The sequence below is a fragment of the Pseudomonas sp. R3.Fl genome (assembly GCF_023516765.1).
GTDB lineage: Bacteria > Pseudomonadota > Gammaproteobacteria > Pseudomonadales > Pseudomonadaceae > Pseudomonas > Pseudomonas citronellolis.
On the sequence record NZ_JAMGSO010000001.1, the window covers coordinates 299,920 to 321,076 of the forward strand.

6 protein-coding genes are annotated in these 21,157 nt (G+C 67.2%); 2 read left to right on the forward strand and 4 right to left on the reverse strand.

Annotation, left to right across the window (positions count from 1 at the left end; translation table 11 throughout):
* Positions 1-60 precede the first annotated feature (60 nt).
* The 3 genes from M8R19_RS01150 to M8R19_RS01160 are packed head-to-tail and all read right to left on the reverse strand — an operon-like array spanning position 61 to position 4,962.
* Positions 61-1,431 (reverse strand): HlyD family type I secretion periplasmic adaptor subunit, encoded by a 1,371-nt coding sequence (locus M8R19_RS01150; RefSeq protein ID WP_074979338.1) that lies wholly within the window; start codon positions 1,429-1,431, stop codon positions 61-63.
* Positions 1,421-3,577 carry a type I secretion system permease/ATPase gene (locus tag M8R19_RS01155; protein WP_249916768.1) on the reverse strand — a complete coding sequence of 719 codons (2,157 nt, stop codon included), beginning with the start codon at positions 3,575-3,577 and terminating at the stop codon, positions 1,421-1,423. Before M8R19_RS01155 ends, M8R19_RS01150 begins: the two co-directional genes overlap by 11 nt.
* A gap of 35 nt (positions 3,578-3,612) precedes the next feature.
* Positions 3,613-4,962, reverse strand: coding sequence for a TolC family outer membrane protein (locus tag M8R19_RS01160; protein WP_043272926.1), 1,350 nt, complete (start codon positions 4,960-4,962; stop codon positions 3,613-3,615).
* A 349-nt stretch (positions 4,963-5,311) separates the two neighbouring features.
* Between M8R19_RS01160 and M8R19_RS01165 the strand changes: the two genes are divergently transcribed.
* Entirely contained in the window at positions 5,312-18,382 is a 13,071-nt protein-coding gene (locus tag M8R19_RS01165; protein ID WP_283939434.1) for a retention module-containing protein, read from the forward strand.
* 64 nt (positions 18,383-18,446) lie between these two features.
* On the forward strand, positions 18,447-18,779 hold the full coding sequence (locus tag M8R19_RS01180) for a hypothetical protein (protein WP_009622277.1): 333 nt from the start codon (positions 18,447-18,449) through the stop codon (positions 18,777-18,779).
* Positions 18,780-19,196: 417 nt separating this feature from the next.
* Here M8R19_RS01180 and lapD read toward each other — a convergent pair whose 3' ends face one another.
* Positions 19,197-21,149 (reverse strand): cyclic di-GMP receptor LapD, encoded by a 1,953-nt coding sequence (gene lapD / locus M8R19_RS01185; RefSeq protein ID WP_249916769.1) that lies wholly within the window; start codon positions 21,147-21,149, stop codon positions 19,197-19,199.
* Positions 21,150-21,157: the final 8 nt, after the last annotated feature.

Consider the following 21,157-nt stretch of genomic DNA (forward strand, 5'->3'; position numbering starts at 1 on the left):
GAACTCCATTCGCGAGCAAGCTCGCTCCTACGAAAATGCCAGCGCCCCCAGCAGTACGCCTCAACGCTCCCGCAAAGCCTCCGCCCGCGCCCGCAGGATGGGCTTGAGCAGGTAACTGAGAATGCTCTTCTTGCCCGTCATGATGTCCACGCTGGCGACCATCCCGGGGATGATCAGCAGCGGTTTCTCGTCGCTGCCCAGGTGGCTTTTGCGGGTGCGCAGCTTGATCAGGTAGAAGCTGTTGCCGTCCTCGTCGGTGACGGTGTCGGCGCCTATCTGCTCCAGTTCCGCCGGCAGGCCGCCGTAGATGGTGTAGTCGTAGGCGGTGAACTTGACCATGGCCTTCTGTCCGGGGTGCAGGAAGGCGATGTCCTGCGGGCGGATGCGCGCTTCCACCAGCAGGGTGTCGTCCAGCGGGACGATTTCCACCAGGTCGCTGCCCGGCTGGATCACCCCGCCAATGGTGTTCACCAGCAGCTGCTTGACGATGCCGCGCACCGGCGAGGTGACCAGGGTGCGGTTGACGCGGTCCTCCAGGGCCTTGCCGGTGGCTTCGGCCTTGCTCAGGTCGGTGCGCGCCTCGTTGAGTTCCTTGAGCGCGTCGCTGCGGAAGCGCGCGCGGGTCTCGGCGACCTTGCGCTCGACTTCCTTGATCGCCGCCTCGGCGCGGGGGATGGCCAGGCTGGTGGCGTCCAGCTGGCCGCGGTTCTCCACCTCGGCGCGCTTGAGGCGCAGCAGCTCCACCTGGGACATGGCGCCCTGCCCCACCAGCGGCGCGGACATGGCGATCTCCTGGCGCAGCAGCTCCAGGCTATTGCGGTACTGCGCCTGCTTGGAGGCGAACTCGCGCAGCTCCTGCTGCTTCTGCACCAGCTGTTGCTCCAGGCCGGCGACCTCGTCCTTGAGCTGCTGCTGGCGGCTGTGGAACAGTGCCTCCTCGCTGCCGGCCTGGCCCGGGACCTTGGCGCGGACGTCGTCGGGAATGCGCAGCTCGCGGTCCTCCACCTCGGCGGAAAGGCGCTCCACGCGCAGGAACATGGCCAGGCGGTCGGCCTCGGTCTCGCCGACGTTGGACTGGAAGCGCGTCGGGTCCAGGCGCATCAGCGATTCGCCGGCCTGCACCACCTGGCCTTCGTGGACGAATATCTGCGAGACGATGCCGCCTTCCAGGTTCTGGATCTTCTGCACCTTGGACGAAGGAATCGCCTTGCCTTCGCCGCGGGTCACCTCGTCGATCTCGGCGAAGTGCGCCCACAGGCCGAGGAACAGGGCGAAGCCGACCAGCGCCCAGATGGTCAGGCGCACCACCCGCGGGGCGTCCTCCACCAGGGCCTTGCTGACTTCCGGCAGCGGCTGCCCGGAAAGGTCCTCGCTGCCGCGGAAATAGCCGCGGATGGACTGGCCGAAGAGGCCGAACGGATTAAGCGACACTGATCTGCCCCTTCTTCAATGCGTCCAGCACCACGTCCTTGGGCCCGTCGGCGATGATCCGCCCTCGGTCGACGATCACCAGGCGCTCCACCAGGCTGAGCATGGAAGCGCGGTGGGTGACCAGCAGCAGCGTCTTGTCGGCAATGAGCGGCTGCAGGCGCTGCTTCAGGCGCTCTTCGCCGGCGTTGTCCATGGAGCTGGTCGGCTCGTCGAGCAGCAGGATCGGCGGGTCCAGCAGCAGCGCGCGGGCCAGGGCGACGTTCTGCCGCTGGCCGCCGGAGAGGTTCAGGCCGCGCTCGCCCACCTGCAGTTCGTAGCCCTGCGGGTGCAGCCGGGCGAACTCGTGCACCCCGGCCAGCTCGGCGGCGCGCAGCGCCGTCTCGTCGTCGACGTAGCGCGCGCCGGCCACCAGGTTGTCGCGCAGGCTGCCACTGAACAGGTTGATGTCCTGGGGCAGGTAGCCGATGTTGTGGCGCAGGTCGCTGACGTCCAACTGGCGGGTGTCGACGCCGTCCACCAAGAGGCTGCCGCTGTCGGCGCGGTGCAGGCCGACGATCAGCTTGGCCAGGGAGCTCTTGCCCGAGCCGCTGCGGCCGATGATGCCGACCTTCTCGCCGGGGCGGATCACCAGGTTGATGTCGTGCAGCGCCTCGACCTGCTGGTTCGGGTAGGCGAAGTTCAGCTGGCGCAGCTCGATGCCACCCTGCAGCTGCTGGCGGCTCAGCGGGCGCTCGCTGCTGCTGCGTTCCTGCTCCAGGGCCATCATCTGGTCGGTGCTGTGCATGGTCAGGCGCGCCTGCTGGTAGCGCTGGATCAGCCCGGAGAGCTGGGTCAGCGGGCCCAGGGCGCGGCCGTTGAGCATGTAGCAGGCGATCAGGCCGCCCATGCTGAGGTCGCCGGCGATGATCAGGTAGACGCCGCCGATGATCATCACCACCCCGGCCAGGGCCTGGATCAGCAGCGTCAGGTTCATCGCCAGGCTGGACAGCAGCTTGACGCGCAATTCCAGGCGGCCGAGGGTGCCGATGGTCTGCTCCCACAGGTACTGGCGCTCGCTCTCGGCGTTGTTGACCTTGACCGCGTCGAGCCCGGCGAGGGTCTCGATCAGGCTCGACTGGCGCTCGGCGGCCAGGGCCATGGTGCGGTTCATGGTTTCCACCAGCGGCTTCTGCAGCAGCCAGCCGATGCCGGCGGCCAGCGGGAAGGCCAGCAGCGGGACGAACACCAGCGGCCCGCCGATGATGCCGATCACCAACAGGATCAGCAGGGTGAACGGCAGGTCGATCAGGCTGGTCAGCGTCAGCGAGGCGAGGAAGTCGCGCAGCGTCTGGAACTCGTGGATGTTCTGGGCGAAGCTGCCGACCCGCGCCGGGCGCTGCTTCAGGTCCATGCCGACGATGCGCTCGAAGAGCGTCGCGCTGATGATCAGGTCGGTCTTCTTGCCGGCCAGGTCCAGGCACAGGCCGCGCAGGGTCTTGAGCAGCAGGTCGAACAGGTAGGCGCCGCTGATGCCGACGGCCAGCACCCACAGGGTGGCGGCGGCCTGGTTGGGCACCACGCGGTCGTAGACGTTCATCACGAACAGCGGCGCGGCCAGGGCGATGAGGTTGATCAGCAGGCTCGCCGCCACCGCGTCGACGTACAGCCAGCGCGAGCGCATGAGAGTGTCGCGGAACCAGCGCCGCGCGCGGGGGATCATCTCGCCGTGCTGCAGGTCATGCTGGTGCTGCGGCTGGGCGAAGAAGGCCTGGCCGGCGTAGTCCTCGGCCAGCAGCTCGCGGGCCACCCGCACTTCGCCGCCGTCGCTTTCGCTGAGCAGCAGGCGCGCCTCGCCGCCGGCCTCCCAGCCCAGCAGCACGGCGCAGCGGCCGTCGCGCAGCAGCAGCATGGCCGGCAGCGCGATGGCCGGGATCCGCTCCAGCGGCCGCCGCAGCAGGCGCCCCTGCAAGCCGGCGCGGGCCGCCGCGCGCGGCAGCAGCTCGGCGGACAGGCGCTGCCCGGGCAGCGGCAGGCCACTGGTGAGCATCGCCCGGCTGGCCGGCTTGCGATGCAGCGCGCAGAGGCTCAGCAGGCTGTCCAGCAGCGGGTCGTCCAGCAGGACGCGCGGATCACGACTCAAGGGGACTTGGCTGGTTTCCTGATCCACGCGGGGCTACTCCGGGGGTTGGGCGCGCGGCCGGCTCAGTTGAGGCCGGGCAGCTGCACCTGGGGTTTGACGTCTTCGCTGGCCACGCTGGCCAGGGGCGCGACCACGCCCTGACTCTTGAGCAGCTCGCCCAGGGTGGCCTTCACCCGGTACTGGGTGAACAGCTCGGTGTAGCGCAGGTCGACCAGACGGCGCGAGGCGTTGAACAGTTCGTTCTCGCTGTCCAACAGGTCCAGCAGGGTGCGTTCGCCGATGCTGAACTGCTTCTGGTAGGCCTCGCGCACGCGGCTGCTGTAGTCCACGTACTGGCGGGCGATGGGCAGCTGATCGCGGGCGTTGGCCAGGGCGTTCCAGGCCAGGCCGAGTTCCTCGTTGAGCTGGCGCAGGGCGTTGTTGCGCACGTCCAGGGCCTGGTTGGCCAGGTACGACTTGGACTGCAGCTCGGCCTTGTTGCTGCCGCCGGCGAACAGGTTGTAGCGCATGCGCAGCATGGCCTGCCAATCGTTGTTGTGGCCCGGGTCGCCGGAAAGGTTGTTGTCGGCGTTGCGCGACAGCTCGGCGTCGAAGCGCGGGTAGAACGGCGCCTTGGCCGCTTCGTACTGCTTCTCGGCGGCGGCCACGTCGGACTCGGCCGAACGCAGGATCGGGCTGTTCTCCAGCAACTGCCGGCGCGCATCCTGCAGGTCCTGCGGCAGCAGGCCCGGCAGGCCGGCCGGCTCGCTCAGCTCCAGCGGCTCGGCGCCAACCACGCTCAGGTAGTTGGTGCGCGCGTCGGCCAGGTTGGTCTGCTCGGTGAGCAGGTTGTTGCGCGCCTGGGCCAGGCGCGCCTCGGCCTGGTCCTGGTCGGCCAGGCGGCCGACGCCGCGGGCGCTGCGCAGGCTGATCTGGTCGTAGATGCGCTGGTGGCTCTTCAGGTTCTCCTCGGCCAGGCGGACCATCTCCTGGCGGCGCAGCACGTCGGTGTAGACCTGCGCCACTTCCAGCCCGGTGCGCTCGGCGGTGCCCAGCAGCGCATAGGCGCGGGAATTCACCGTGGCCTTCTGGCGGCCCACCTCGCTGGAGGTGGCGAAGCCGTCGAACACCATCTGCCGCAGGCTCAGCGCCGACTCGCCGCGGTTCATGGTCCGCCAGTGGTCGCCCTCGCCGCGGGTGGTGGGGTTGTCGGCGCCCTCGCGGCCATAGCCGGCGGTGAGGTCGACCGAAGGCAGGTAGCCGCCCTGGGCGGCGCGCAGTTGTTGGTCGGCGGCCAGGCGGCTGTTCACCCCGGCCTGGATTTCCGGATGCACGTCCATGGCGCGCTGCATGGCTTCGTTCAGGGTGGTGGCATGGGCCGGGGCCGCGCAGTAGAGCGCAAGGGGCAACAGGGGCACGAAACGCAAACGCATGGTTTGAACATCCTTATCGCAGGGATATGGACAGCGATTCGTGTACCCAGGGGTGGCATCGAAGGACCGGCGAATGCGCTGCACGTGAGGAGGTCGCTGGTGCCCGGAATCCCGTGGAAAATTTTTTCGCGGGGCCCTTTGACATCACAGTGACATCGTTTTGCCAATTGTTTAGGATGCCTCGAAAATGGTCAATAGATTGGCATAAACCTAATCGCGAAAACTCATTAAGCCAATTAATTGACGCCGGTTTTCCAGCTTCAGCAGACAAGGGAATGCCACCTGGCGCGCCGCCATCAGGGCCGCGACCCGGCCGGCACGCCAGCAGCAGCCTCAGGGGAGAAGTGCAATGAGCAGCGTCGTCGCAGTGGTGAAAAGCGTCATCGGGCAAGTGCTGGCGGTATCCGCCGAGGGGCAGCGCAGGGTGCTGGTCGAGGGCGACCGCCTGTTCCTCGGCGACCTGGTGCAGACCGGCGACGCCGGCGCGGTGGCCCTGCAATTGCCTGACGGCCGCGTGCTCGACCTGGGCCGCGACAGCCAGCTGAGCGCCAGCGAACTGGCACCCCATGCGCCAGCCCAGCCCGCCGTCACGGCCAGCGCCGAGGAACTGCAGAAAGCCATCGCCGCCGGCGCCGACCCGACCCAGACCCTCGCCCCCACCGCGGCCGGCCCGAGCGCCAGCGCAGGTGGCAGCGGCCCGGCCGGCGGCGGCCACAGCTTCGTGCTGCTGGAGGAAACCGGCGGCCACGTCGACCCGAGCATCGGCTACACCACCAGCGGCCCGGGCGCTGCCGGCCAGGGCGACGGCGAACGCCAGCAGGAGCAGGCGCCGAACCTCGCGCCCAGCTTCGTCGACGACCAGGGCAACGCCCTCGCCGGCCTGCAGCTGAGCACCGCCGAGGACACCCTGCTGCAAGGCGCCTTCCAGGCCCGCGACCCGAACGGCGACAGCCTCACCTACTCCCTCGCCCGGGGCCCGGCCAACGGCAGCCTGATCGTCAATGCCGACGGCACCTGGCAGTACCTGCCCAACCCCGACTACAACGGCGCCGACAGCTTCGTGGTGACGGTCACCGACAACCGCGGCGCGTCCAGCAGCCTGACCGTCGACATCGGCGTGAGCGCAGTCAACGACGCCCCGGTGGCCAGCGGCAGCTACGGCGCCACCCTGGTCGACACCGCGGCCAACGACAGCTTCGCCGACATCAAGGGCCAGCTGCAGGCCAGCGACGTCGACGGCGACCAACTGACCTGGAGCGGCAGCGCCAAGGGCGCCTTCGGCCAGCTCACGGTCAATTCTGACGGCAGCTACGTCTACGTGGTCGACGCCGCCGCGGTGAACGCCCTGCCGGCCGGCCAGCATCCGCAGGACAGCTTCACCGTCACCGTCCGCGACCCGTCCGGGGCCAGCGACACCCGGGTGATCAACATCGACATCCAGGGCGCCAACGACACACCGCAGGCCAGCAACGCCCAGGCCCAGGCCACCGAGGACGGGCAGCTCACCGGCCAGATCGCCGCCAGCGACCCCGACACCGGCAGCAGCCTGACCTTCACTGTGGACGGCAAAGCTCCCGCCGGTTTCACCCTGCAGCCCGACGGCAGCTGGAGCTTCGACGGCAAGGACCCGGCCTACCAGCACCTGGGCGAAGGCCAGACCCAGGTGATCGTCGTCCCGGTAGTGGTGACCGACGACCAGGGCGCCAGCAGTTCCAGCACCCTGACCATTACCGTCACCGGGACCAATGACGCGCCGGTGGCTCAGGCAGGCAGCGCGACTACCGCCGAGAACGATGTGCTGAGCGGCCAGGTGCCGGCTGCGAGCGATGTCGACGGCAGCATTGCCGGTTACCAGTTGGCCAGTGGGGTTGGCACAGGTAACGGCACGCTGACCTTCAACAGCGACGGTAGCTATCGCTTCGATCCGGGTCAGGATTTCGACAGCCTGCCAGCTGGTGTCAGCCGTGACGTCACCTTCACCTACCAGGCCAAGGATGACAGTGGCGCACTGAGCGATCCGCAGACCATCACCATTACCGTGACCGGCAGCAACGATGCGCCGGTGGCCCAGGCCACCAATGCCGCCGTCAACGAAGACAGTCAGATCAACGGCCAACTGCAGGCCAGCGATGCCGACCAGGGCGCCCAACTGCAATTCGGCTCGGATAGCCCCCTGCCCGCCGGTTTCACCCTGGGCCAGGACGGCAAGTGGAGCTTCGACGCCAGCGATGCCGCCTACCAGCACCTGGCTGCGGGACAAACCCAGGTCATCAGCATCCCGGTGGTCGTCACCGATGACCAGGGGGCTACCGGTGGCAGCACCCTGACCATCACGGTTACCGGCACCAATGACGTACCGGTGGCCCAAGCCGCCAGCGCAGCAGCCGACGAAGACCAGGTGAGCACTGGCCAACTGACGGCCACCGACGCCGATGACGGTGCGGTCCTGACCTTCGGCGTCGACGGCAACGCACCGGCCGGCTTCACCCTGAAAGCCGACGGCAGCTGGACGTTCGATGGCAAGGACCCGGCGTACCAGCATCTGGCCAATGGCGAAACCCAGGTCATCAGCATTCCGGTAATCGTCACTGACGACCAGGGAGCCAATGCCACCAGCACTCTGACGCTGACCATTACCGGCACCAACGACGCACCGGTGGCCCAGGCGGACAGCGCAACTACTGGCGAGAACGGCGTCCTGAATGGCCAGGTGCCGGCGGCCAGCGATGTCGACGGAAGCATCGTCGGCTACCAGCTGACCAACGATGTCGGCGCTGGTAACGGCACACTCACCTTCAACCCCGATGGCAGCTATCGCTTCGATCCGGGCCAGGACTTCGACAGTCTGCCGGCTGGTGTCAGTCGCGATGTCACCTTAACCTACCAGGCCAAGGATGACAGCGGCGCCCTGAGCGATCCGCAGACCATCACCATTACCGTGACCGGCAGCAACGATGCACCGGTGGCCCAGGCTGCCACTGCCGCCGTCAACGAAGACAGTCAGATCAATGGCCAGTTGCAGGCCTCCGACGCAGACCAAGGGGCGCAGCTGCAGTTCGGCTCCGACAGCCCCCTCCCCGCCGGCTTCACGCTGGATCAGGACGGCAAGTGGACCTTCGACGCCAGCGATGCTGCCTATCAGCACCTTGCCGAAGGCCAGACGCAGGTCATCAGCATTCCCTACCTGGTCACCGACGACCAGGGCGCAGTCGCCGGCAACACCCTGACCATCACCCTCACCGGCACCAATGATGCGCCGATAGCGCAGGCATCCAGCGCAGCGGCCGACGAAGATCAGGTGAGCACCGGCCAACTGACGGCCACCGACGCCGACGACGGTGCTGTCCTGACCTTCAGCATCGACGGCAACGTACCGGCCGGCTTCACCTTGAAAGCCGATGGCAGTTGGACGTTCGACGGCAAGGACCCGGCGTACCAGCATCTGGCCGATGGCGAGACCCAAGTCATCAGCATTCCGGTGATCGTTACCGACGAGCATGGCGCCACCAACACCAGCACTCTGACGCTGACCATTACCGGCACCAACGACGCACCGGTGGCCCAGGCCACCAGTGCCGCGGTCAACGAAGACAGCCAGATCGATGGCCAACTGCAGGCCACTGATGCCGACCAGGGGGCCCAGCTGCAGTTCGGCTCCGACAGCCCCCTCCCCGCCGGCTTCACCCTGGGCCAGGATGGCAAGTGGAGCTTCGACGCCAGCGATGCCGCCTATCAGCACCTGGCTGCGGGACAAACCCAGGTCATCAGCATCCCGGTGGTCGTCACCGATGACCAGGGGGCTACCAGTGGCAGCACCCTGACCATCACCATCACCGTCACCGGAACCAACGATGCCCCCGTCGCCCAAGCTGCCAGCGCAGCAGCCGACGAAGACCAGGTGAGCACAGGCCAACTGGTAGCCACTGACGCCGATGATGGCGCCGTCCTGACCTTCAGCATCGATGGCAATGCCCCGGCCGGGTTCACCCTGAAAACCGATGGCAGCTGGACCTTCGACGGCAAGGACCCGGCCTACCAACATCTGGCGGATGGCGAGACCCAAGTCATCAGCATCCCGGTGATCGTCACCGACGAGCAGGGAGCCACCAACACCAGCACTCTGACGCTGACCATTACCGGCACCAACGACGCACCGGTGGCCCTGGCTGGCAGCGCGACTACCGCCGAGAACGATGTGCTGAATGGCCAGGTTCCGGCTGCGAGCGATGTCGACGGCACCATCGCCGGCTACCAGTTGGCCAGTGGTGTCGGCACTGGTAACGGCACGCTGACCTTCAACAGCGACGGCAGCTATCGCTTCGATCCGGGCCAGGACTTCGATAGCCTGCCGGCTGGTGTCAGCCGCGACATCACCTTCACCTACCAGGCCCAGGATGACAGCGGCGCACTGAGCGCCCCGCAGACCATCACCATCACAGTGACCGGCACCAACGACGCACCGGTCGCTCAGGCTGGCAGCGCGACGACCGAAGAGAACACCACCCTCAATGGCCAAGTCCCGGCCGCCAGCGATGTCGACGGCACCATTACCGGCTACCAGCTGGCCACCGATGTCGGCACCGGCAACGGCACGCTGACCTTCAACCCCAATGGCAGCTATACCTTCGATCCGGGTCAGGACTTCGACAGTCTGCCGGCTGGTGTCAGTCGTGACATCACCTTCACCTACCAGGCCCAGGACGACAGCGGCGCACTGAGCGATCCGCAGACCATCACTATCACCGTGACCGGCACCAACGATGCTCCGGTAGCTCAGGCGGCCACTGCAGCGGTCAACGAAGACAGCCAGATCAATGGCCAGTTGCAGGCCAGCGACGCCGACCAAGGGGCGCAGCTGCAGTTCGGTTCCGACAATCCTCTGCCCGCCGGCTTCACCCTGGGCCAGGATGGCAAGTGGAGCTTCGATGCCGGTGACGCTGCCTACCAGCACCTGGCTGCCGGCCAGACGCAGGTCATCAGCATCCCGGTGGTCGTCACCGATGACCAAGGCGCTACCAGTGGCAGCACCCTGACTATTACCGTCACTGGCACCAATGACGCGCCGGTCGCTCAGGCCGCCATTGCGGCTGTCAACGAGGACAGCCAGATCAATGGCCAGTTGCAGGCCACCGATGCAGACCAAGGCGCTCAACTGCAGTTCAGCTCGGACAGCCCCTTGCCCGCTGGCTTCACGCTGGATCAGGACGGCAAATGGACCTTCGACGCCAGCAATGCCGCCTACCAGCACCTGGCTGCCGGTCAGACGCAGATCATCAGCATTCCGGTAGTCGTTACCGATGACCAGGGCGCAACCGACACCAGCACTCTGACCATTACCGTCACCGGCACCAATGACATCCCCATCGCTCAGGCTGCCAGCGCAGCGGTGGACGAAGACCAGGTGAGCACCGGCCAGTTGGTGGCCACAGACGCCGATGACGGCGCGGTCCTGACCTTCAGCATCGACGGCAATGCACCGGCCGGTTTCACCCTGAAGACCGATGGCAGCTGGACCTTCGACGGCAAGGACTCGGCCTACCAGCATCTGGCGGATGGTGAGACGCAGGTCATCAGCATCCCGGTCATCGTCACCGATGAGCAGGGAGCTACCAGCTCCAGCACCCTGACCATCACGATCACCGGCACCAACGATGCACCAGTCGCTCAGGCTGGTAGCGCCACGACCGAAGAGAACACCGTTCTCAACGGCCAAGTCCCGGCCGCCAGCGACGTTGACGGCACCATCGCCGGCTACCAACTGACGACTGATGTCGGCACCGGTAACGGTACGCTGATCTTCAACCCCAATGGCGGCTATACCTTCGATCCGGGTCACGACTTCGACAGCCTACCGGCCGGTGTCAGCCGCGACGTCACCTTCACCTATCAGGCCAAAGATGACAGCGGCGCCCTGAGCGATCCGCAGACCATCACTATTACCGTCACGGGTAGCAATGACGCTCCGGTGGCCCAGGCTGGCAGCGCGACGACCGAAGAGAACACCACCCTCAATGGCCAAGTCCCGGCCGCCAGCGATGTCGACGGCACCATTACCGGCTACCAGCTGGCCACCGATGTCGGCACCGGCAACGGCACGCTGACCTTCAACTCCAATGGCGGCTATACCTTCGATCCGGGCCACGACTTCGATAGCCTGGCCGTCGGTGTCAGCCGCGACGTCACCTTCACCTACCAGGCCAAGGACGACAGCGGCGCACTGAGCGCTCCGCAGACCATCACCATCACGGTTACCGGCACCAACGACGCTCCGGTCGCTCAGGCTGGCAGCGCTGCGACTGAAGAGAACACCGTTCTCAATGGCCAAGTCCCGGCCGCCAGCGATGTCGACGGCACCATTGCCGGTTACCAGCTGACTACCGATGTCGGCACCGGCAACGGCACGCTGACCTTCAACTCCAATGGCGGCTATAGCTTCGATCCAGGCCACGACTTCGACAGCCTGCCGGCCGGTGTCAGCCGCGACGTCACCTTCACCTACCAGGCCAAGGATGACAGCGGCGCGCTGAGCGCCCCGCAGACCATCACCATCACCGTTACCGGCACCAACGACGCACCGGTCGCTCAGGCCGGCAGTGCGACTACCGGTGAAAACACCGTGCTCAACGGTCAGGTCCCGGTCGCCAGCGACGTCGACGGCACAATCACGGGCTACCAACTGGCCAGTGATGTCGGTACCGGCAACGGCACGCTCACCTTCCACGGAGATGGCAGCTATACCTTCGATCCGGGCCAGGACTTCGACAGTCTGCCAGCCGGTGTCAGCCGCGACGTCACCTTCACCTACCAAGCCAAGGATGACAACGGTGCGCTGAGCGATCCGCAAACCATCACCATCACGGTTACCGGCACCAACGACGCCGCCGTCATCACCGGCGCCCAGGTCAGCCTCAATGAGACCAACGCCCCGATCAGCACCGGCGGCCAACTGACCATCACCGACGTCGACAGCCCGGCTACCTTCATCGAGCAGACCAACGTCGCCGGCCAGTACGGCCACTTCACTCTGGCTGCCGACGGCACTTGGAGCTATACCGCCGATTCCGCCTACAACGAGCTGAGCGTCGGCCAATCGCTGACCGATACCTTCACCGTCACCAGCGCCGACGGCACCACCTCCAGCGTCACCGTGACCATCGACGGCACCAACGACGCCGCCGTCATCACCGGCGCCCAGGTCAGCATCAACGAGACCAACGCCCCGATCAGCACCGGCGGCCAACTGACCGTCACCGACGTCGACAGCCCGGCCACCTTCATCGAGCAGACCAACGTCGCCGGCCAGTACGGCCACTTCAACCTGGCTGCCGACGGCACCTGGAGCTACACCGCCGATTCGGCCTACAACCAGCTGAGCGTCGGCCAATCGCTGACCGACACCTTCACCGTGACGAGCGCCGACGGCACCACCTCCAGCGTCAGCGTGACCATCGACGGCACCAACGACGCCGCCGTCATCACCGGCGCCCAGGTCAGCATCAACGAGACCAACGCCCCGATCAGCACCGGCGGCCAACTGACCGTCACCGACGTCGACAGCCCGGCCACCTTCGTCGAGCAGACCAACGTCGCCGGCCAATACGGCCACTTCACCCTCGCCGCCGACGGCACCTGGAGCTACACCGCCGATTCGGCCTACAACGAGCTCAAGCTGAACGAAACCCTGACCGACACCTTCAATGTCCAGAGCGCGGACGGCACCCAGTCCAGCGTCACCGTCAACATCGTCGGCAGCAACGATGCACCGGTGGCCCAGGCCGCCAGCGCCAGCGCCGTGGAGGGCGGCAGCCTGCAGCCGGGCGTCGTCGCCGGCGCCACCGATGGTTCGGCGCTGACGCTGACCATCACCACCACCCAGCCGGGCGAAGCCATCAGCTTCAACTGGACCTTCACCACCCAGGACTACGCACCCTACAACGACTTCGCCTTCGTGCAGGTCAACGGCCAGGTCGTCACCCTGCTGAGCAGCGTCGCCGCGGTGGGCGACTACGGCACCTCGGGCCCGCAGACCTTCAGCCACACCTTCGACCAGCCGGGCACCTACACCCTGGTGATCGGCGTGGCGGACAGCGGCGACAGCTCCGTCGACTCCACCCTGGTGCTGAGCAACCTGCCGCCGCAAGCCAGCGTCGTCGGCTCGGTCGGCCAGGCGGTACAAGGCAGCTCGGGCTGGACCCTCACCAACAACGGTGCAAACAACCAGGCCCTGGTCGACCAGCTCAAGCCGGTCAGCGAAATCACCGGCCAGTTGCAGGCCAGCGACGTCGACCATGGCGCCCAGCTGAGCTACTCCGTCGACGGCGCCGCGCCGGCCGGCTTCACCCTGCACAGCGACGGCAGCTGGGTCTTCGATGCCAAGGACGCGGCCTACGACAGCCTGGCCGCGAACCAGGTGAAAGTGCTGCAGATCGGCTTCACGGTGACCGATGAACACGGCGCCACCGGCAGCAGCACCCTGACCCTGACCATCACCGGCACCAACGATGCGCCGGTGGCCAACGCCGACCAGGCGCTGACGCCGATCAACGTGGCGTTGCCGAGCATCGACGTGCTCGGCAACGACAGCGACGTCGACGGCGATACGCTCAGCGTCACCAAGGCCGTGCTCGCCGACCCCAGCCAGGGCAGCGTCAGCATCAACCCCGACGGCACCCTGAACTTCGTGCCCGCCGAGAACCTAAGCGGCAGCGTGGTGATCCACTACGAGATCAGCGACAGCCATGGCGCCAGCGCCAGCAGCAGCCTGACCGTGCAGGTGGGCGGCAACACCCCGCCGCAGGGCGCCGATGGCAGCGCCAGCCTGGACGAGGACAGCAGCCACAGCTTCAGCGCCGCCGACTTCGCCTTCAACGACGCCGATGCCGGCCAGCACCTGCAGGCCGTGCGCATCGACAGCCTGCCGGGCGCCGGCAGCCTGACCTTCGACGGCGTCGCCGTCGTCCCGGGCCAGGTGATCGCCGCCGCCGACCTCGGCAAGCTGACATTCACCCCCGACGCCAACGACAATGGCGCCCCCTACGCCAGCTTCGGCTTCAGCGTGCAGGACAGCGCCGGCGCCTTCGACAGCGCTTCGCACACATTCACCCTGGACGTCACCCCGGTGGACGATCCCTCGGTGCTGCTCCCGAACGTCGCGAGCATGGACGAGGACGACGGCAGCGTGACCGGCAACGTGCTGGACAACGACAGCGACGTGGACAACACGCTGAGCGTAAGCAGCTACAGCGTCGCCGGCTTCAGCGGCAACATCGCCGCCGGCACAGGCACCACCATCGTCGGCGTCGGCAGCATCGTGATCAAGGCGGACGGCAGCTACAGCTTCACCCCGGACGCCAACTACCACGGCGCCGTGCCGCAGATCACCTACACCACCAACACCGGCGCCAGCTCGACGCTGGACATCACCGTGAACTCGGTGAACGACCTGCCGGTGGCCGAGAACGCCAACAAGACCACACTGGAAGACACTCCGGTTTCCGGCCAGGTCGTCGCCAGCGATGTCGATGGCGATGTCCTCACTTACACCCTGAAGCCGAGTAGCGGACCGGCAAACGGCACCCTGGTGCTGGACGCCGCAACTGGCCACTACACCTATACGCCGAACCCGAACTACAACGGCGACGACAGCTTCACCGTGGTGGTCAGCGACGGCCACAACGGCACCGCCGAGTCCACCGTCACCCTCACCGTCACGGCAGTGAACGATGTCCCGGTGACCTCCGACGACAGCAAGACCACCGCCGAGGACACCGCGGTTTCCGGCCAGGTCGTGGCCAGCGATGTCGATGGCGATGCCCTCACCTATACCCTGAAGCCAAGTAGCGGACCGGCAAACGGCACCCTGGTGCTCGACACTGCAACGGGCCACTACACCTACACGCCGAACCCGAACTACAACGGCGACGACAGCTTCACCGTGGTGATCGATGACGGCCACAACGGCAGCACCGAGTCCACTGTCACCCTCACCGTCACAGCGGTGAACGATGCACCGGTGACTACCGACGACAGCAAGACTACCGCCGAGGACACCGCGGTTTCCGGCCAGGTCGTGGCCAGCGATGTCGATGGCGATGCCCTCACCTACACCCTGAAGTCGGGCGACGAACCGAAGCACGGCACCCTGGTGCTGGACGCCGCAACCGGTCACTACACCTACACCCCGAACCCGAACTACAACGGCAGCGACAGCTTCACCGTAGTGATCGACGACGGCCACAACGGCACCGCCGAGTCCACCGTCACCCTCACCGTCACCCCGGTCAACGATGCCCCCGTGGCCGCCAACGACAGCAAGACCACCGGCGAAAACAGCGTGCTCAGCGACCAGGTGCCGGCCGCCAGCGACATCGACAGCCCGGTCAACCCCAATGGCTACGCCCTGGTCAGCGGCCTGGGTGCCGGCAACGGCAACCTGACCTTCAACAGCGACGGCAGCTACGTATTCAACCCGGGCAGCGACTTCGACAGCCTGGCCCCGGGCGAAAGCCGCCAGGTCAGCTTCACCTACACCGCCAAGGACAGTGAAGGCGCCACCAGCGCCCCGGCCACCGTGACCATCACCGTGACCGGCGCCAACGACGCGCCCACCGGCAGCGACGGCACCATCACCCTGGATGAAGACAGCAGCCGCAGCTTCAGCGCCATCGACTTCGGCTTCAACGACGTCGACCACAACGACGCCCTCAGCGCGGTGCGCATCGACAGCCTGCCCGGCGCCGGCAGCCTGACCTTCGACGGCGTCGCCGTCACCCAGGGCCAGGTGATCGCCGCGGCCGACCTGGGCAAGCTGGCGTTCACTCCGGCGGCCAACGCCAACGGCAACAACTACGCCAGCTTCACCTTCTCGGTGAAGGACAGCAACGGCGCCTTCGACAGCACGCCGAACAAGCTCACCGTCAACGTCACCCCGGTCAACGACAACCCCGTGGCGGTCAACGACCACTACCTGGTCGGCGGCCTGCAGGGCAACTACTGGGGCTACCGCGAGGGCACCGACGGCAACAACCTGACCAGCCTGAGCATGATCAGCGCCTTCATTGCCAAGACCGCGCCCAGCGCCACCTTCACCGCCACCGCGCTGGACTACGGCAACGGCGTGAGCACCGACCTGGGCGGCGACAAGCAGCTGCAGAAGTTCCTCGGCAGCGACGCCGCCTCGCTCAACACCGACCCGGCCAATACCTCCGACGCCATCGTCCAGCTCACCGGGCTGGTCAACCTCGCCGCCGGCAACTACACGTTCAGGGTGACGGCGGACGACGGCTTCAGCATCCGCATCGACGGCGTGGAAGTGTTCAAGTACGACGCCAACCAGAGCCCGACGGCCCGCGTCTCGGATAGCTTCAACATCGCCCAGGGCGGCAACCACCAGATCGAGATCCTCTACTGGGACCAGGGCGGCAACGCCCAGCTGAAGGTCGAGCTGGCCCCCGTCGGCGGCAGCTACAGCGTGCTCGGCGGCAGCGGCCTCAGCCACCCCCTGGCCGAACTGGTGACCAACGAAGACACCGCCCTGACCATCGCCGCCAATACCCTGCTGGGCAACGATAGCGACGTCGACGGCGACAGCCTGTCCATCCTCAGCGTGCAGGGCGCGGTCAACGGCACGGTGAAACTGGAGAACGGCAACGTCGTCTTCACCCCGGCCAAGGACGTCAACGGCACCGGCAGCTTCACCTACACCGTCAGCGACGGCCACGGCGGCACCTCCACCGCCACCGTGACCATCGGTATCAACGCGGTGAACGATGCGCCGGTGGCCAAGCCCGACAGCGCCTCGACCCAGGAAGACAAGCCCGTCACCCTCAACGTGCTGGCCAACGACAGCGACGTCGACGGCGACGCCCTGAGCGTCACCAGCGCCTCCGCCAGCAACGGCAGCGTGACGGTCAACGCCGACGGCACCCTGACCTACACGCCCAAGGCCAACTTCAGCGGCAGCGACAGCATCACCTACACCATCAGCGATGGCCACGGCGGCACCGCCAGCTCCACGGTGGCGGTCAGCGTCACGCCGGTGGCCGACGTGCCGCTGCTCAACAGCGGTAGCATCTTCGCGCTCAACCCCGGCGCCACCAGCATCAGCACCACCCAGGGAATCACCCAGGCCAACCTGGAAACCGAGACCGGCCTGAGTTCCGGGGCGCTGGACGGCATCAACCCGCCGAGCGGCGCCCTCACCCATAACGCTAACGTCAACGTCGTCGACGGCTCGCTGACCAGCTCGGACTACACGCTCAAGGCCGGCACCCAGGTCAACTTCGCCTGGAACTTCACCAACGGCGAAAACTCCAGCAGCGAGATCAGCAATGGCTTCAACGACATAGTCGCGCTGGTGGTCACCGGTCCCGACGGCACCCGCACGCTGATCCAGGTGACCTCCTCCGAGCAGCGTGGCGCCAGCGTCAACGGCAGTGGCGTACAGAGCTACACCGCCAGCAGCAGCGGCAACTACCACTTCGACTGGCTGGTGCTCAACGGCGGCGACGCCGACAAGGACTCCAGCCTGAGCCTGGGCGCGCCGACCTTCACCCTGGGCGGCAAGACCTACGGTGCGCCGATCAACGTCGGCATCAACGCGGCCCTGAGCGATACCGACGGCTCGGAAAGCCTCTCAGTGAAGATCACCGGCGTGCCCAACGACGCCACCTTCACCAGCGGCACCCACAACGCCGACGGCAGCTGGAGCTTCACCCAGGCGCAGCTGCACGACCTGCAACTGCTGCCGGCCAGCGGCTACAACGGCACCCTGACACTGGGCGTCACCGCCATCGCCACCGAGTCCGACGGCAGCACGGCCAGCGCCACGCAAACGCTGAGCGTCACGGTGGCCTCGACCACCACCAACTCGTTCTCCGGCACCACCGGCAACGACCTGATGCACGGCTATGGCAGCACCGACACCCTCAACGGCGGCGACGGCCACGACATCCTCTACGGTGGCGCGGGCAACAGCATCCTCAATGGCGGCGATGGCAACGATACCCTGTACGGCGGCCTGGGCAACGACACCCTCGACGGAGGCAAAGGCAACGACCTGCTGATCGGCGGCAAGGGCAACGACACCCTGACCGGCGGCGATGGCGCCGACACCTTCATCTGGCGCGCAGGCGACACCGGCAACGACACCATCACCGACTTCAAGCCCGGTGACGGCGACCGCATCGACCTGGTGGACCTGCTGCCGGATGCCGCGCACAACGACATCCTCAGCTACCTGAAGGTGGACACCGCGACCTCGACCCTGCAGATCAGCACCACCGGCCAGGTGAACAGCTCGACCGACGTGACCATCAAGCTCACCGGCGTCGACCTCAAGACCTACGGCGCGACCTCGGCGGACATCGTCAAGTCGCTGGTGGCCGGCGCCGACCCGCTGGTGAAGACCGAGCACCACTGAGCCCGCCTGGCGGCGCCCCACGGGGCGTCGCCAGGTATCCCGAACACCTGATGGAGACGAGGCGATGCCTTACATCCAGCGTGACGCCGAAGGCCGGCTGATACGCGTCGAAAGCGCCGCCTTCGCCGGCATGAGCGGCAGCCTGGCCGACGACGACGAGGAAGTGCACGCCTGGCGCGAGGCCGAATACAGCCTGCGCCAGCTGCAACGCAGCGACCTGGAGATGATCCGGGTGCTGGAGGACCTGATCTCGGTGTTGATGGCCAAGGGCGTGATCCGTATTACCGACCTGCCCGAGGCGGCGCGCTCCAAGCTGCTCAGCCGCACCCAGGCGCGTGAGGCGCTGGGTGGTCTGCATCGGTTGATCGACGAGGAGGAGGATGGGGGGTTGATCTGACATCGCGAACAGCGCTTGCGCCGGCCCGAAGGGGAATGACCCAGTGACCTTCATGTCGCCTGGTCTCCTGAGCGGGTTTCGCTCGGTCTTCTGAAGAAACGTTCCGATGCGTGCGGATATTTCTGCGTAGGTTCCAGGAAGCACGACTTTTCGTAGGATGGCGTTGAGCGAAGCGATACCCATCAGCGCAACCGCATGGGTTTCGCAAGCTCAACCCATCCTACGAAGAGCACCTCGGCACAAGACAGTTGCTCCTACGGCTCCAGGAAGCGCGGGCGTAGGAGCGGACTTTGTCCGCGATTGGACTCACCGGCCACGCCGGACACCCCGGTGACACGAACACCCAACTGTAGGAGCGCGCCCTGCGCGCGAATCGCGGGCAGGGCCCGCGCCTACGGGGGGACGGAACAGCCGTCGCTAACCCCGCCCCCACGGCCGCGGTGCGCCGAACAGTTGCCCCTGCACACCTTCGATGCCCATCCCGCGCAGCACGCGGAATTCCGCTTCGGTCTCGACGCGTTCGGCGATCAGCGGCAGGTCGATGCTGTGCGCCGCGTGCTGCATGGCCTCGATGAACAGGCGCTTGTCGTTCTCCACGTCGATGGCGCGGATGTGGCTGCCGTCGATCTTCAGGTAGGCCAGGCCCAGGCGCGCCAGGTTGCCGATCATGCTGAAGCGCCCGCCGAAGTGCTGCAGCGCCAGACCGTAGCCCAGCTCGCGCAGGCGGCGGGTCAGCGCTTCCAGGGCGGCCTGGTCGGGCAGTTGGTCCTCTTCCAGTTCCAGCACCAGGCGGCTGCCGTACTGCGGGTGCTGGCGCAGGCGTTCGAAGGCCCGGGCCAGGGCGCGTTCGTCGCGCAGCAGCGCGCCCGAAAGGTTCAGCGCCAGCACCTGGTCGTGGCCGGCCAGGTGCGCCAGGGTCAGGTCGAGCATCAGCAGGTCCAGCTGCGCCGACCAGCCGAAGCGCTCCAGCCAGGGCAGGAAGCGGCCCGCCGCGAGGCTGCCGCCCTGCCCGTCCGGCAGGCGCGAGAGCACCTTGTGGTGCAGCACCAGCTCCGTGTCCTCGCAGGCCACCACCGGCTGGAAGTACAGCTCGAAGCGCTTCTCGCGCAGCGCCCGCTCCAGCAGTTGGTGCCAGCTGTGGCGCGCGTCGGCCACTGGCGCCGCCTCGCTGTCCAGCCGCGCCCAGGCACTGTGCTGCTGGCGTTCGGCCTGGGCCAGGGCCTCATCGGCGCGCAGCATCAGGCTGGCCGGCGCCTCGCCGGGGTGGAACGGCACCAGGCCGAAGGCCGCGACCCGTGGCTGGTCGCTGGCGCCGGTGCTGGCCAGGCTGGCGAGCATGCCCTCCAGGCGCGTGGCCAGTTGCTCGGCTTCTTCCTCCAGCAGCCCGGGGGCCAGCAGGGCGAACTCGCCACCGCGGGTGCGCGCCAGGGTACGCCCGGCGCCCAGGCCCTGGCTGGCGCGCTGCAGTTGCTCGGCCACCGCCTTGAGCAAGGCGTCGGTGTGCTGGGCGCCCAGGCGCAGGTTGAGGCCGGCGAGGTCGAGCACCCGCAGCAACAGCAGGTAGCCGCTGCTGACCTGCTCCTCGGCGCTCAGCCGCGCCTGCAGCTGCAGGTCGAAGAAACGCCGGTTGCCCAGCCCAGTCAGGCTGTCCTGGTAGGCCTCGTCGCGCAGCCGTTCGCTGCGCTCGGCCTGTTCCTGGAACAGCGCCTTGAGCTTCTCCACCATCTGGTTCATCGCCTGCACCACGCGGCGCAGTTCCGGAGTGCGCGGCAGCTCCGGCAGGCTGAGGAATTCGCGGCGGGCGATGGCGTGGGACTGCGCCACCATGTAGTCCAGCGGGCGCAACTGGCGACGCAGCAGCCAGGCGCCGAGCAACGCGCTGGCCACCCCGCACAGCAGCAGCCAGCCGAGGCTGCCCAGGGCGCTCTGCCAGAGCTTGGCGATGGCGAACATCGGGTGGCTCACCACCTCCACCCGCGCCGCCTGGGTCCAGCCGCGGCTGACCACGGCGTCGCCGCCGGCGGACGGCAGGCCGATCAGCGAGACGAACCACTGCGGCGCGCCCGAGGCCACCGCGTCCGGCACGCCCTGGCGCTCCACCAGCACCTTGCCGGTGGTCAGGTCGACCACGCGGATGCGCTCGAAATAGCCGCTGTCGAAGATCGAGCTGACCATCAGCTCGACCATCGCCGGGTCGTCGATGTTCGGGGTGAGCGACAGCCCCAGCGCCGTCGCGGCGTCCTGGGCGTGGGAGCGCAACTGGTTGACGTACTGCTCGCGGGAGCTTTCCAGGCCGACCATGAAGCTGCCGCCGAAGGCCACCACCAGGAACAGGCAGATGGCGATCAGGAGTTGTTTGAACAGGGACATCTCGACTC